This is a genomic window from Serratia sp. NPDC087055 (assembly GCF_044900985.1).
GTDB lineage: Bacteria > Pseudomonadota > Gammaproteobacteria > Enterobacterales > Enterobacteriaceae > Serratia.
On the sequence record NZ_JBJDOG010000001.1, the window covers coordinates 192,824 to 207,088 of the forward strand.

The 14,265-nt window shown below is 54.2% G+C and carries 12 protein-coding genes; all 12 read left to right on the forward strand.

Translation table 11 applies throughout. The features are described from left to right. Positions 1-492 precede the first annotated feature (492 nt). On the forward strand, positions 493-1,428 hold the full coding sequence (gene lrhA / locus ACI2J2_RS00930; protein ID WP_209638919.1) for a transcriptional regulator LrhA: 936 nt from the start codon (positions 493-495) through the stop codon (positions 1,426-1,428). Positions 1,429-2,139: 711 nt separating this feature from the next. Beyond that, positions 2,140-2,580 carry an NADH-quinone oxidoreductase subunit A gene (locus tag ACI2J2_RS00935; protein ID WP_209638921.1) on the forward strand — a complete coding sequence of 147 codons (441 nt, stop codon included), beginning with the start codon at positions 2,140-2,142 and terminating at the stop codon, positions 2,578-2,580. 23 nt (positions 2,581-2,603) lie between these two features. After that, the gene (locus tag ACI2J2_RS00940; RefSeq protein ID WP_004947278.1) at positions 2,604-3,278 is read left to right on the forward strand and encodes an NADH-quinone oxidoreductase subunit B family protein; all 675 of its coding nucleotides are present in this window, start codon (positions 2,604-2,606) and stop codon (positions 3,276-3,278) included. 96 nt (positions 3,279-3,374) lie between these two features. Next, positions 3,375-5,171 carry an NADH-quinone oxidoreductase subunit C/D gene (nuoC, locus tag ACI2J2_RS00945; RefSeq protein WP_209638923.1) on the forward strand — a complete coding sequence of 599 codons (1,797 nt, stop codon included), beginning with the start codon at positions 3,375-3,377 and terminating at the stop codon, positions 5,169-5,171. Between the two features lie 2 nt (positions 5,172-5,173). Then, the gene (nuoE, locus tag ACI2J2_RS00950) at positions 5,174-5,725 is read left to right on the forward strand and encodes an NADH-quinone oxidoreductase subunit NuoE (RefSeq protein ID WP_104410952.1); all 552 of its coding nucleotides are present in this window, start codon (positions 5,174-5,176) and stop codon (positions 5,723-5,725) included. Next, positions 5,722-7,074 (forward strand): NADH-quinone oxidoreductase subunit NuoF, encoded by a 1,353-nt coding sequence (nuoF, locus tag ACI2J2_RS00955; RefSeq protein ID WP_209638925.1) that lies wholly within the window; start codon positions 5,722-5,724, stop codon positions 7,072-7,074. Before nuoE ends, nuoF begins: the two co-directional genes overlap by 4 nt. Before the next feature lie 77 nt (positions 7,075-7,151). After that, complete coding sequence (gene nuoG / locus ACI2J2_RS00960) at positions 7,152-9,890, forward strand: NADH-quinone oxidoreductase subunit NuoG (RefSeq protein ID WP_209638927.1); 2,739 nt, start codon at positions 7,152-7,154, stop codon at positions 9,888-9,890. Next, entirely contained in the window at positions 9,887-10,864 is a 978-nt protein-coding gene (gene nuoH / locus ACI2J2_RS00965) for an NADH-quinone oxidoreductase subunit NuoH (RefSeq protein ID WP_037420984.1), read from the forward strand. The genes nuoG and nuoH overlap by 4 nt, the downstream gene beginning before the upstream one ends. A gap of 14 nt (positions 10,865-10,878) precedes the next feature. After that, a complete protein-coding gene (gene nuoI, locus ACI2J2_RS00970; RefSeq protein WP_004947256.1) occupies positions 10,879-11,421 on the forward strand; it encodes an NADH-quinone oxidoreductase subunit NuoI in 543 nt (180 codons plus the stop codon). Between the two features lie 13 nt (positions 11,422-11,434). Continuing rightward, positions 11,435-11,995, forward strand: coding sequence for an NADH-quinone oxidoreductase subunit J (gene nuoJ, locus ACI2J2_RS00975; protein WP_404759221.1), 561 nt, complete (start codon positions 11,435-11,437; stop codon positions 11,993-11,995). Beyond that, positions 11,992-12,294 carry an NADH-quinone oxidoreductase subunit NuoK gene (gene nuoK / locus ACI2J2_RS00980; RefSeq protein ID WP_012146014.1) on the forward strand — a complete coding sequence of 101 codons (303 nt, stop codon included), beginning with the start codon at positions 11,992-11,994 and terminating at the stop codon, positions 12,292-12,294. The genes nuoJ and nuoK overlap by 4 nt, the downstream gene beginning before the upstream one ends. Further along, positions 12,291-14,138 (forward strand): NADH-quinone oxidoreductase subunit L, encoded by a 1,848-nt coding sequence (gene nuoL, locus ACI2J2_RS00985; protein WP_209638931.1) that lies wholly within the window; start codon positions 12,291-12,293, stop codon positions 14,136-14,138. Before nuoK ends, nuoL begins: the two co-directional genes overlap by 4 nt. The last annotated feature ends 127 nt before the right edge of the window (positions 14,139-14,265 follow it).

Consider the following 14,265-nt stretch of genomic DNA (forward strand, 5'->3'; position numbering starts at 1 on the left):
TCCAAACTCAATGTTATGGCCAAATTACATTAGCAATATTACAGTTTTTAACTTAAGCCGAATTTAAGTAGTTATTCCGGGATTATTTAAGGAATAAATGTTACTGGTTGAATTTATTAAATTCGTTAAAAAAATGAACCGAAAGATACGGGAAAAAAATTTACGTTTTACCGTATCGATGGACGCCGAGGCCAGTCTGAGTGCGGAAGTTGTGCAGCACAATTGGAGTGGAAATCAGGCGCGGTGAATGAGTAAAATATTTACGCTGGTAAAAATTAAACACTTTAACCACGAATAAAGTACGGTGTTCTATAAGCATTTGCGATAGATCACATTTTAAAAGGCGATAGAGGTAACGAATTAAAAGTAATTTTTTTGCCCTCCACTAATGAGTGGGGTACTGTCATGTCTGGCATCGTCCCTTTTAAACGATGTCTTAGAAACACACCAGGGTAGTTTGTAAATTAGAATTCAAAAAGTGAAGAAAACACTATGACAACTGCAAATCGTCCGATACTTAATCTCGACCTCGATCTGCTTAGAACCTTTGTTGCTGTTGCTGATTTGAATACTTTTGCGGCGGCGGCAGTTGCCGTTTGTCGTACCCAATCAGCCGTCAGTCAACAAATGCAGCGGTTAGAGCAACTGGTTGGCAAAGAGTTGTTTGCCCGTCATGGGCGCAATAAACTACTGACCGAACACGGTATTCAGCTTCTCGGCTACGCCAGGAAAATCCTGCGCTTCAACGACGAAGCCTGTACTTCACTGATGTACAACAATATAAAAGGTGTTCTGACAATCGGTGCTTCTGACGATACCGCCGATACCATCTTGCCTTTCCTGCTCAACCGCGTCACGTCAGTGTATCCAAAGCTGGCAATTGATGTTCGGGTGAAACCTAGCTCGTTTATGAATGACATGCTGGAAAACGGTGAAGTCGATCTGGCGATTACCACAACGGCGACCGAAGACCGCCCGCATATTGTGCTGCGGACTTCGCCAACCCTGTGGTATTGCTCGGCGGATTACCATTTCCAGGCGGGGGAACCTATCCCGTTGGTGGTGATGGACGAACCGAGTCCGTTCCGCGCCATGGCGATCAAGCACCTGGATGACGCCGGGATCCCATGGCGAATCGCCTATGTTGCCTCGACACTCTCTGCCGTTCGTGCTGCATGCAAGGCAGGGCTGGGGATCACCGTTCGGCCAATCGAAATGATGAGCCCGGACTTGCGGGTGTTAGGCGCGGTAGAAGGTTTGCCACCGTTGCCGGATACCCAATATGCCTTGTGCAAGGATCCAAAGTGCGCCAACGAGCTGGCAATGGCAATTTTCAGCGCCATGCAGAACGGTACGAGCAACTACAGCTTCAGTGGGCCAGGTGCTTCGCTGCAAGATGATGCTTGTCTGGTTGATGATGAGGAATAACGCCAAAACGCGTTAAACCGCATGAAAAACCTCCACCTCGGTGGAGGTTTTTTTTGGCCTAAAATCACAGAGAGTTCTATTTATAAGCAGTTAACATGATTTGTTATCTGAAAAGGTTATTTCTTCTGTTTTTATTTATGGGTGAGAACCTTTATCAGTCGAAATAAAACGTTTTCGATGATTTTTTGAACGATTAATTGCGTCAGCTAAAGGCCTGGAATCAATATGGTTATTTTGGTAGTTTGTCACGGGCGTGTTTGACCGCCGAAATTGACAAAATTTATTAAAGGGCCACACTTTTTTTGAGGATTTATGCTGGAAACGTGTCCTGGATCAAAAAAATACCCCTAGGTAGTGAGTGGAAGAACAGGAGATTCCTGAGACAATGGTATAGTAAAACTGAAATGAGCATGTTGGTTTATATCTATCTGTTTCTACACAGCAATTAACTGACACGATTTAGCCTAAGCCAGGCGCATGAAATGTTAATTAAATGATATGTATGTAAACTAGTGTGTAGATACTTTTGTCAAAGTTGACAAAAGGTTATAGAAAGGAGTAAAAAGCCCACAGTAAAACGCTGCCTAACTCGCTGTAAAAGCAGTTTGTTTGTGTGGTTAATTTATCCTTCCCTTAAATCGATGTGGTGCACTAACTGCCAGATACAAGAGCAGAGCGATCGACGCCACTTTTGATGAGTAAGCATAGAGTATGTCAACAACCACTGAAGTTATCGCTCATCACTGGGCGTTCGCCGTATTTCTTGTCGTGGCTATCGGGCTTTGCGGCTTAATGCTGCTGGGTGCGTTCTTCTTGGGCGGGAGAGCCCGCGCGCGCGCCAAACACACCCCATTTGAATCAGGCATCGACTCCGTCGGCACGGCGCGTATGCGTCTGTCCGCCAAGTTCTACCTGGTCGCCATGTTCTTCGTTATTTTCGATGTTGAAGCCTTATACCTGTACGCCTGGTCGGTCTCCATTCGTGAGAGCGGTTGGGTTGGCTTTATCGAAGCCGCCATTTTCATTTTGGTGCTATTGGCTGGTCTGGTTTACCTGGTGCGCATTGGCGCATTGGACTGGACTCCGGCGCGTTCCAAGCGTCAGAGCAAACCGGGCACAATCAAGAACGCCACCAACAGTCATCCGCAGTAGTCGGTTAAAAACGAGGCATTAAGATGGACTATACGCTCACCCGCATAGACCCGAACGGTGAGAACGACCGTTACCCCCTGCAAAAACAGGAGATCGTCGCTGATCCTCTGGACCAACAGGTTCACCGCACGGTTTACATGGGTAAACTCGAGCATGCATTGCATGACATGGTGAACTGGGGGCGTAAAAACTCTATATGGCCATATAACTTCGGCCTTTCGTGCTGTTATGTGGAGATGGTGACGTCGTTTACCGCCGTTCACGACGTGGCCCGTTTTGGTGCTGAAGTATTGCGTGCTTCACCGCGTCAGGCTGACTTGATGGTTGTGGCCGGCACTTGCTTCACCAAAATGGCCCCGGTCATTCAGCGCCTGTACGAACAGATGCTGGAGCCTAAATGGGTGATCTCCATGGGCGCCTGCGCCAACTCCGGCGGCATGTACGACATCTACTCCGTTGTGCAGGGCGTGGACAAGTTCCTTCCGGTTGACGTGTATATCCCTGGCTGCCCACCGCGCCCAGAAGCGTACATGCAAGCACTGATGCTGCTGCAGGAATCCATTGGTAAAGAACGCCGCCCACTGTCTTGGGTTGTCGGCGATCAGGGCGTTTATCGCGCCAATATGCAGTCTGAAAGAGAGCGTAAACACGGCGAGCGTATCGCGGTGACCAACCTTCGGACGCCTGACGAGATTTAAGACGTTCATTTAACGTCCATCTTAGTGCGCTATTGGTTAACACAGCGAAAAGTGAACTTGCGGCGAAATAACCCTTTAGTGTGGTGAAAAAAAATTATGACAGATTCAACGACGCACGACGCCTTGCCTTCTTGGCAAACCCGGGATCACCTTGACGATCCGGTTATTGGCGAACTGCGCAACCGTTTTGGGCCGGAAGCCTTTACTGTTCAGCCCTCCCGTACCGGAATGCCCGTGGTATGGGTCAAGCCTGACCAGTTACTGGAAGTAATGACGTTTTTGAGAAAACAGCCGAAGCCTTATGTCATGCTGTTCGATCTGCATGGCGTAGACGAGCGTCTGCGTACCCACCGCGACGGCCTGCCTGCTGCGGATTTCTCTGTTTTCTATCATCTGATTTCTATCGAACGTAACCGCGATATCATGCTGAAAGTGGCACTGTCTGAAAAAGACTTGCACGTGCCCACAGCGACGAAGGTATTCCCGAATGCCAACTGGTATGAGCGTGAAACCTGGGAAATGTTCGGTATTACCTTCGACGGCCACCCGCACCTGACGCGCATCATGATGCCGCAAACCTGGGAAGGCCACCCGCTGCGTAAAGACTACCCGGCGCGTGCCACCGAATTCGATCCTTTCGTGTTGACCAAACAGAAAGAAGATCTGGAAATGGAAGCGCTGACCTTCAAGCCAGAAGATTGGGGCATGAAGCGTGGTACCGAGAACGAGGACTTCATGTTCCTTAACCTCGGTCCGAACCACCCCTCTGCGCACGGCGCATTCCGCATTATTTTGCAGTTGGATGGCGAAGAGATCGTCGACTGCGTGCCGGATATCGGTTACCACCACCGCGGTGCCGAGAAAATGGGCGAGCGCCAGTCCTGGCACAGCTACATCCCGTACACCGACCGTATCGAGTACCTCGGCGGTTGTGTGAACGAAATGCCTTATGTGCTGGCCGTTGAGAAACTGGCCGGGATCAAAGTGCCGGATCGCGTAGACACGATTCGCGTGATGCTGTCAGAGCTGTTCCGCATCAACAGTCACTTGCTGTACATCAGTACCTTTATTCAGGACGTCGGTGCAATGACCCCGGTGTTCTTCGCCTTTACCGACCGTCAGAAAATCTACGATTTGGTTGAAGCGATTACCGGTTTCCGTATGCACCCGGCCTGGTTCCGTATTGGCGGTGTTGCACACGACCTGCCACGCGGTTGGGATCGTCTGCTGCGTGAGTTCCTTGAGTGGATGCCAAAACGTCTGGACTCTTACGTCAAGGCTGCGCTGAAGAACAGTATCCTGAAAGGCCGTTCCGTTGGGGTAGCCTCCTACAATGCTAAAGAAGCATTGGAGTGGGGCGTCACTGGCGCCGGTCTGCGCGCCACCGGTATCGAGTTCGACGTGCGTAAATGGCGTCCTTATTCTGGCTACGAGAACTTCGATTTCGAAATTCCTGTCGGCGACGGCAACAGCGACTGCTATACCCGCGTGATGTTAAAGGTGGAAGAGCTGCGCCAGAGTCTGCGCATTCTTGAACAGTGCCTGAACAACATGCCGGAAGGTCCGTTCAAGGCCGATCACCCGCTGACCACGCCGCCGCCGAAAGAGCGTACGCTGCAGCACATTGAAACGCTGATCACCCACTTCCTGCAGGTTTCCTGGGGCCCGGTGATGCCAGCCAACGAATCATTCCAGATGATTGAAGCCACTAAAGGGATCAACAGCTACTACCTGACCAGCGACGGCAGCACCATGAGCTACCGCACCCGGGTACGTACGCCAAGCTTTGCGCACTTGCAGCAAATCCCAGCGGTAATCCGTGGCAGCCTGGTCTCCGACCTGATCGTCTATCTGGGTAGTATCGATTTTGTAATGTCAGATGTGGACCGCTAACTATGCATGATCAAAAAGACAATCACGCGAATAACGAAGCGCTTGAACCCATCAATGCGGCCGCTCCCCAGAGCGGCGTTGATGCATTTGAGCTGAGCGCGGAAGAACGTGATGCGATCGAGCACGAAAAGCACCATTACGAGGACCCACGCGCTGCCTCCATCGAAGCACTGAAAATTGTGCAGAAGCAGCGTGGCTGGGTTCCGGACGGTGCGATTTATGCCATCGCGGAAGTGTTGGGCATTCCTGCCAGCGACGTAGAAGGCGTGGCCACGTTCTACAGCCAGATTTTCCGTCAGCCAGTAGGACGTCACGTGATCCGCTATTGTGACAGCGTTGTTTGTCATATCACCGGTTATCAGGGCATTCAGGCTGCCATTGAGAAGAAGCTGAGCATCAAACCAGGTCAAACGACCTTTGATGGTCGCTTCACTCTGCTGCCAACCTGCTGCCTGGGCAACTGCGATAAAGGGCCAACCATGATGATTGATGAGGACACTCACAGTCAGCTGAAGCCTGAAGATATCGAGACGCTACTGGAGCAGTATCAATGATTAAAGACATTGTACGCACTCCCGAAATGCACCCGCTGACCTGGCGGCTGCGCGACGACAAACAGCCTGTTTGGCTGGATGAATACCGCAGCAAGAACGGTTACGCAGGCGCTGAAAAAGCCATTAAGGGCCTGGCCCCGGACGAGATCGTCACCCTGGTAAAAGACGCCGGGTTGAAAGGTCGCGGTGGCGCCGGTTTCTCCACCGGTCTGAAGTGGAGCCTGATGCCGAAAGACGAATCCATGAACATCCGTTACCTGCTGTGTAACGCCGATGAAATGGAGCCGGGCACCTATAAAGACCGCCTGCTGATGGAGCAACTGCCGCACCTGTTGGTTGAAGGCATGTTGATCTCTGCATTCGCGTTGAAGGCTTACCGTGGCTATATCTTCTTGCGTGGTGAGTACATCGAAGCGGCGGTGCATCTGCGCCGTGCGATCGCTGAAGCCACCGAAGCCGGTTATTTGGGCAAGAATATTATGGGCAGCGGCTTTGACTTTGAGCTGATTGTTCATACCGGTGCGGGTCGTTATATCTGTGGCGAAGAAACCGCATTGATCAACTCGCTGGAAGGCCGCCGTGCCAACCCGCGTTCCAAGCCACCTTTCCCGGCTTCTTCCGGTGTTTGGGGCAAACCGACTTGCGTGAATAACGTAGAAACCCTGTGTAACGTTCCGGCGATCCTGGCGAACGGTATTGACTGGTACAAGGGGATCTCCGCCGGTAAGAGTAACGACGCCGGGACCAAACTGATGGGCTTCTCCGGCCGGGTGAAAAACCCAGGCGTTTGGGAACTGCCGTTTGGCACCACCGCGCGTGAAATTCTGGAAGATTACGCCGGCGGCATGCGTGACGGATTGCGTTTTAAAGCCTGGCAGCCAGGCGGCGCAGGGACAGACTTCCTGACTGCCGATCACCTTGATCTGCCGATGGACTTCGAGAACATCGGTAAAGCCGGCAGCCGTCTTGGCACTGCGCTGGCGATGGCGGTGGACCACGAAATCGGCATGGTTCCGTTGGTGCGCAACCTGGAAGAGTTCTTCGCTCGCGAGTCCTGCGGTTGGTGTACGCCATGTCGCGACGGCTTGCCGTGGAGCGTGAAGATCCTGCGTGCGTTGGAAAATGGCCAAGGGCAGCCGGGGGATATCGAAACCCTCGAGCAGCTGTGCCGTTCCCTCGGCCCGGGCAAAACCTTCTGCGCCCATGCGCCAGGTGCCGTAGAGCCACTGCAAAGCGCAATTAAATATTTCCGTGAAGAGTTCGAAGCGGGCATCGCCGTGAAGCATTTCAGTAACGCGCATGCGATTGGCGGCATTCAGCCGAACAACCTGCTGAAGCAGCGCTGGTAAGCCGAACTCGCCCGAACACGGCCAGAATTTTTGATTAACGCCTGCCGTAAGGCAGGCCACTTGGAAGCATGCTGACTATGGCTACGATTCATGTAGACGGCAAAGAATACGACGTAGATGGAGCTGACAACCTGTTGCAGGCTTGTCTCTCTCTCGGCCTCGATATTCCTTACTTTTGCTGGCATCCGGCGCTGGGAAGCGTCGGCGCTTGCCGCCAATGTGCGGTAAAGCAATACCAAAACGCGGAAGATACGCGTGGCCGTTTGGTGATGTCTTGTATGACACCGGCATCCGATGGAACCTTTATTTCCATCGACGATGGCGAAGCCAAACAGTTCCGTGAAAGCGTGGTTGAGTGGTTGATGACCAACCACCCGCACGACTGTCCGGTATGTGAAGAAGGCGGTAACTGTCACCTGCAGGATATGACAGTAATGACCGGCCACAGCTTCCGTAAATACCGCTTCAGTAAGCGTACCCATAACAACCAGGAACTGGGGCCGTTTATCTCGCATGAGATGAACCGCTGCATCGCCTGCTACCGTTGTGTGCGCTACTACAAGGATTATGCGGACGGTACCGATTTCGGTGTGTACGGTGCTCACGACAACGTCTACTTTGGCCGCGTCGAGAGCGGTACGCTGGAAAGCGAGTTCTCCGGTAACCTGGTAGAAGTGTGCCCGACCGGCGTGTTCACCGACAAAACGCACTCCGAGCGTTATAACCGTAAATGGGACATGCAGTTTGCGCCAAGCATCTGCCAGCAGTGCAGCATCGGCTGTAACACCAGCCCGGGTGAGCGCTATGGCGAACTGCGTCGCATCGAAAACCGTTATAACGGCAGCGTGAACCACTATTTCCTGTGTGACCGTGGCCGCTTTGGTTATGGCTACGTGAACCAGAAAGATCGTCCGCGCCAGCCACAACAGCTGCGCGGTGACGACTGGATCACCCTGAATGCCGAACAAGCCATGCAGGGCGCGGCGGACATTCTGCGTCAGGCGAAGAAAACCATCGGTATTGGTTCACCACGCGCCAGCCTGGAAAGCAACTTCGCACTGCGCGAACTGGTGGGTGCCGAGAACTTCTACACCGGTATCTCGCAGGCCGAACAGGGTCGTTTGAACCTGATGCTGAACGTGCTGCAAAACAGCGGCGTTTACACGCCGGCACTGCGTGAAATCGAAGGCTACGACGCGGTATTGGTGTTGGGTGAAGATCTTACCCAGACCGGTGCGCGTATCGCGCTGTCGGTACGTCAGGCGGTGAAAGGCAAGGCCCGTGCCATGGCGGCGGCCCAGCGTGTTGCCGACTGGCAGATCGCTGCGATCCAAAACATTGGTCAGCATGCCAAATACCCGCTGTTCGTGACCAACGTGGACGACACGCGTCTGGATGACATTGCGGCATGGAACTACCGTGCACCGGTGGATGAGCAGGCGCGCTTCGGCTTCGCTATTGCCCATGCGCTGGACAATGCGGCACCTGCGGTTAGCGATCTGGCTGGCGGTCTGAACAAGAAAGTCGACATCATCGTGCAGGCGCTGACCGACGCGCGCAAACCGTTGATCATCACCGGCAGCAACGCCGGTAGCGAAGCTATCATCGAAGCGGCGGCCAACATCGCCAAAGCGCTGAAGGATCGCGGTTCTGACGTGGGTATCACCTTCGTAGCCAGCGCTGCCAACAGCATCGGTTTGTCGATGATCGGCGGCGGTTCACTTGATCAGGCTTTGACGCAGTTGGAAAACGGCGAAGCCGACACCGCTATCGTCATGGAAAACGATCTCTACCGGCATGCGTCGGCGGCGAAAGTGGACGCGGCGCTGGCCAAGGTCAGCAACCTGATTGTCGCGGACCATCAACGCACTGCTGTGATGGAAAAGGCTAACCTGATCCTGTCGGCGGCAAGTTTTGCCGAGAGTGACGGTACGTTGGTCAACCAGGAAGGCCGCGCACAGCGCTTCTTCCAGGTCTACGATCCTGCCTACTACGACGATGCCAAAAAGAATCAGTTTACCGTGATGCTGGAAAGCTGGCGCTGGATGCACTCGCTGCACTCTACCTACACCAGTCGCCACGTGGATTGGACGCAGCTCGACGACGTGATCGCCGCCTGTGTTAATGCACTGCCGCAACTGCAGGGTATCGTCGATGCAGCACCGGACGCGAGCTTCCGTATTCGTGGTCAGAAACTGGCGCGTTCTCCAATTCGTTCCAGCGGCCGTACGGCCATGCGCGCCAATATTAGCGTGCATGAACCGCGTCAACCGCAGGATAAAGACACCATGTTTGCCTTCTCAATGGAAGGGAACAACAGCCCGCTGGCCGATCGTCAGCAGATCCCATTCGCCTGGGCGCCAGGTTGGAACTCACCGCAGGCATGGAACAAGTTCCAGGCCGAAGTGGGTGGCAAGTTGCGTCATGGCGATCCGGGTGTACGCCTGATCGAAGCAGGGGAGGGCAAGCTGGGTTACTTTACCAACGTACCTGCCGCCTTTGGTCATGAGCAAGGCTGGCGTGTTGCGCCGTATTACCATTTGTTCGGCAGTGACGAAATGTCACAGCGTTCTGGTGTAATTCAGCAACGTATGCCAGAGGCTTATGTCATGGTGAACCCGGCGGATGCGGCTGCGCTTGGCGTCAATGCCGGTGCGCTGGTGGAGTTCAGCTGTGCGGGCCAGACATTGCGTCTGCCAGTACGCCTGAGTGAAGCCCTGACCCAGGGACAGGTGGGGTTACCGCTTGGCTTGCCTGGGATCCCGCCAGTACTGGTGGGTGCGACGGTTGAAAATCTGCGGGAGGCGACACGATGAGCTGGTTTACCCCTGAGGTGATCGACATTCTGATTGCCATTCTTAAAGCGGTAGTGATCCTGCTGGTCGTAGTGAGCTGTGGGGCATTCATGAGCTTCGGCGAACGTCGTTTGCTCGGTTTGTTCCAGAACCGTTATGGACCAAACCGTGTCGGCTGGGGCGGCTCGCTGCAGCTGGTCGCCGACATGATCAAAATGTTCTTCAAGGAAGACTGGGTACCGAAATTCTCCGACCGGGTGATCTTTACCCTGGCGCCGATGATCGCCTTTACTTCCCTGTTGCTGGCATTTGCCATTGTTCCGGTCAGCCCGACCTGGGCAGTGTCCGACCTCAATATCGGTATTTTGTTCTTCCTGATGATGGCTGGCCTGGCGGTATATGCCGTGCTGTTCGCTGGTTGGTCGAGCAACAACAAATACTCGCTGTTGGGGGCGATGCGTGCTTCCGCACAAACCCTGAGCTATGAAGTGTTCATCGGCCTGTCGCTGATGGGCGTGGTCGCGCAGGCGGACTCCTTCAACATGCAAACCATCGTTGAATCTCAGGCGCATCTGTGGAACGTCATCCCGCAATTCTTCGGCTTCGTGACCTTTGCGATTGCCGGCGTTGCGGTGTGCCACCGCCATCCGTTTGACCAACCGGAAGCTGAGCAGGAACTGGCTGACGGTTACCACATTGAATATTCCGGCATGAAGTTCGGTCTGTTCTTTGTGGGTGAGTACATCGGTATCGTCACCGTTTCTGCCCTGATTGTGACGTTGTTCTTCGGTGGCTGGCAGGGTCCATTCCTGCCGCCATTCATCTGGTTCGCGCTGAAAACGGCTTTCTTCATGATGATGTTTATTCTGATTCGTGCTGCTCTGCCGCGTCCGCGCTATGACCAGGTGATGGCCTTCGGCTGGAAAGTGTGCCTGCCGCTGACGCTGCTGAACCTGCTGGCGACTGCCGCAGTCATTTTGTACAACGCTCAATAAGGGGTGAATAAACCATGACATTGAAAGAGTTATTGGTTGGTTTCGGCACCCAGGTGCGCAGCATTTGGATGATAGGCTTGCACGCCTTCGCCAAGCGCGAAACCCAGATGTATCCGGAAGAACCGGTTTACCTGCCACCGCGCTACCGTGGCCGTATTGTGCTGACGCGCGATCCGGACGGTGAAGAACGCTGTGTGGCATGTAACCTGTGTGCGGTTGCCTGCCCGGTGGGCTGTATCTCGCTGCAAAAAGCAGAACAGAAAGACGGCCGCTGGTACCCGGAATTCTTCCGCATCAACTTCTCGCGCTGCATTTTCTGCGGCCTGTGCGAAGAGGCTTGCCCGACTACCGCGATCCAGCTGACGCCGGATTTCGAAATGGGTGAGTTCAAGCGCCAGGATCTGGTGTACGAAAAAGAAGATCTGTTGATCTCGGGGCCGGGTAAATATCCGGAATATAACTTCTACCGGATGGCCGGTATGGCGATTGACGGCAAAGCCAAGGGCGAAGCCGAAAACGAAGCCAAACCGATCGACGTCAAAGGTCTGTTGCCTTAAGGAGCCAGCAAGCATGGAAATTGCCTTTTATCTGGCAGGTTTGATTGCGGTGGTCGCGACAATTCGCGTGATCTCGCATACCAACCCTGTGCATGCGTTGCTGTATCTGATCGTCTCGCTATTGGCGATCTCTGCAGTCTTTTTCTCACTCGGCGCGTACTTCGCCGCAGCGCTGGAAATCATCGTTTACGCGGGCGCCATCATGGTGTTGTTCGTGTTCGTGGTGATGATGCTGAACCTCGGCAACGCGGTGCAGCAGCAAGAGCGTGATTGGCTGAAGCCGTCTGTGTGGATTGGCCCGGGCCTGTTGTCGCTGGCGCTATTAGCGGTACTGATTGTCGCTATCCGTAGCGTGTCTGATCAGGGCATCAGCGGTGACATGGTCGACGCGAAAGCGGTAGGGATCAGCCTGTTTGGTCCTTACGTTCTGGCGGTCGAGCTGGCTTCAATGCTGTTGTTGGCAGGTCTGGTTGTTGCCTTCCACATTGGCCGTGAGCACAAACCGGGTGAAGTGTTGAGTAACGCCCCGACCAGTAGCGAAATGGCGAGAAGAAAATCGGAGGAGCAAGCATGATCCCTCTTCAACATGGTTTGATCCTGGCGGCGATCCTGTTCGTCCTTGGTCTGACCGGGTTACTGGTTCGTCGCAATCTGCTGTTTATGCTGATCAGTCTGGAAGTGATGATCAATGCTGCGGCATTGGCGTTTATCGTCGCGGGTAGCTACTGGGGCCAACCGGATGGGCAGGTGATGTACATCCTGGCGATCAGTTTGGCGGCAGCCGAGGCCAGTATTGGTCTGGCGTTGCTGCTGCAGCTCTACCGTCGTCGTCATACCCTGAATATTGATACTGTCAGTGAGATGCGCGGATGAACCTATTATATTTAACTATTCTGCTACCGCTGATCGGGTTCCTGCTGTTGGCCTTTTCCCGTGGCCGCTGGTCTGAAAACGTTTCGGCGACCGTTGGCGTAGGCTCTATCGGCCTGGCTGCGTTGGTTACTGTGCATGTGGCGATGGACTTTTTCGCCCAGAAAGCCACCGGCGTACAGCTGTTTGAGCAAAGCCTGTGGAACTGGATGACCGTCGGCAACTTCAACATCGGCGTGACGCTGACGTTGGACGGGCTGTCGTTGACCATGCTGTCAGTGGTCACCGGTGTGGGTTTCTTCATCCACATGTTCGCGTCCTGGTACATGCGCGGTGAAGAAGGCTACTCACGCTTCTTCGCTTATACCAACTTGTTTATCGCCAGCATGGTGGTATTGGTTCTGGCAGACAACCTGTTGCTGCTGTACCTGGGTTGGGAAGGCGTGGGCCTGTGCAGCTACCTGTTGATCGGTTTCTACTATAAAGATCCGGCCAACGGTGCGGCGGCGATGAAAGCCTTCATCGTGACCCGCGTTGGTGACGTGTTCCTGGCGTTTGCGTTGTTTATCCTCTACAACGAGCTGGGCACGCTGAACATCCGTGAACTGATGATCCTGGCACCGCAAAAACTGGCGGTCGGCGACACGGCGATCACCTGGGCTACCTTGATGTTGCTGGGCGGCGCGGTCGGTAAATCGGCGCAGCTGCCGTTGCAGACCTGGTTGGCGGACGCAATGGCGGGTCCAACCCCGGTTTCAGCATTGATCCACGCTGCAACCATGGTAACCGCGGGTGTCTACCTGATTGCACGTACTCACGGCCTGTTCCTGATGGCACCGGAAGTCCTGCATCTGGTGGGTATTATCGGGGCAGTGACCCTGGTACTGGCGGGCTTTGCCGCACTGGTCCAAACGGATATCAAGCGCGTACTTGCCTACTCCACCATGAGCCAGATTGGTTACATGTTCCTGGCGTTGGGCGTACAGGCGTGGGATGCGGCTATCTTCCACCTGATGACCCATGCCTTCTTCAAGGCGCTGTTGTTCCTGTCCTCCGGTTCGGTGATTTTGGCCTGCCATCACGAGCAGAACATCTTCAAGATGGGTGGCCTGCGCAAGAGCATTCCGCTGGTCTACGTCTGCTTCCTGGTGGGGGGCGCTGCGCTGTCGGCATTGCCGCTGATCACCGCGGGCTTCTTCAGTAAGGATGAGATCCTGGCCGGCGCGATGGCCAACGGACACATTAACCTGATGATTGCCGGTTTGGTCGGTGCATTCATGACCTCACTGTATACCTTCCGTATGATTTTCATCGTGTTCCATGGCGAGGAGAAAATCAAAGCGCATGCCGGTAAAGGCATCACTCACCACCTGCCACTGTTGGTTCTGCTGGTGCTGTCCACCTTCGTCGGCGCGATGATTGTGCCACCGTTGCAGGGTGTACTGCCAGATACCACCGAGTTGGCGCACGGTAGCGTGCTGCAGCTGGAGATCACCTCCGGCGTAGTGGCTATCGTCGGCATTCTGCTGGCGGCGGCGCTGTGGCTGGGCAAACGTAGCCTGGTTACCCGTATCGCCAAAAGCGCACCAGGGCGTTTCTTCTCGACCTGGTGGTTCCATGCCTGGGGCTTCGACTGGCTGTACGACAAAGTGTTCGTCAAGCCGTACCTGGGTATTGCGAAGTTGCTGCAACGCGATCCGCTGAACTCGATGATGAACCTGCCGGCCATCTTCTCCCGTTGGGGGAACCGAGGTCTGACAGTCAGCGAGAACGGTCAGGTGCGTTGGTATATAGCGTCTATGGGTGTGGGTGCAGTGGTGGTGCTAGCTCTGTTGATTTTGGTTTAACAGAGAGTAGACACAATTATCGGGCGTAGCGTCCGTTAACACGGCGCTATGCGGAATGTTTTATACCGTATGAATTTCGCGTTGTGGCTAGGCGGCAAGTGTGCAAATCCCCAGGGGCTTACTGAAG

Coding starts and splice junctions, on each gene's coding strand:
- nuoH (WP_037420984.1), top strand. CDS start 9,887: ATGAGCTGGTTTACCCCTGAGGTGATCGACATTCTGATTGCCATTCTT.
- nuoK (WP_012146014.1), top strand. CDS start 11,992: ATGATCCCTCTTCAACATGGTTTGATCCTGGCGGCGATCCTGTTCGTC.
- nuoF (WP_209638925.1), top strand. CDS start 5,722: ATGATTAAAGACATTGTACGCACTCCCGAAATGCACCCGCTGACCTGG.
- nuoJ (WP_404759221.1), top strand. CDS start 11,435: ATGGAAATTGCCTTTTATCTGGCAGGTTTGATTGCGGTGGTCGCGACA.
- lrhA (WP_209638919.1), top strand. CDS start 493: ATGACAACTGCAAATCGTCCGATACTTAATCTCGACCTCGATCTGCTT.
- ACI2J2_RS00940 (WP_004947278.1), top strand. CDS start 2,604: ATGGACTATACGCTCACCCGCATAGACCCGAACGGTGAGAACGACCGT.
- nuoI (WP_004947256.1), top strand. CDS start 10,879: ATGACATTGAAAGAGTTATTGGTTGGTTTCGGCACCCAGGTGCGCAGC.
- nuoC (WP_209638923.1), top strand. CDS start 3,375: ATGACAGATTCAACGACGCACGACGCCTTGCCTTCTTGGCAAACCCGG.
- nuoG (WP_209638927.1), top strand. CDS start 7,152: ATGGCTACGATTCATGTAGACGGCAAAGAATACGACGTAGATGGAGCT.
- nuoE (WP_104410952.1), top strand. CDS start 5,174: ATGCATGATCAAAAAGACAATCACGCGAATAACGAAGCGCTTGAACCC.
- nuoL (WP_209638931.1), top strand. CDS start 12,291: ATGAACCTATTATATTTAACTATTCTGCTACCGCTGATCGGGTTCCTG.
- ACI2J2_RS00935 (WP_209638921.1), top strand. CDS start 2,140: ATGTCAACAACCACTGAAGTTATCGCTCATCACTGGGCGTTCGCCGTA.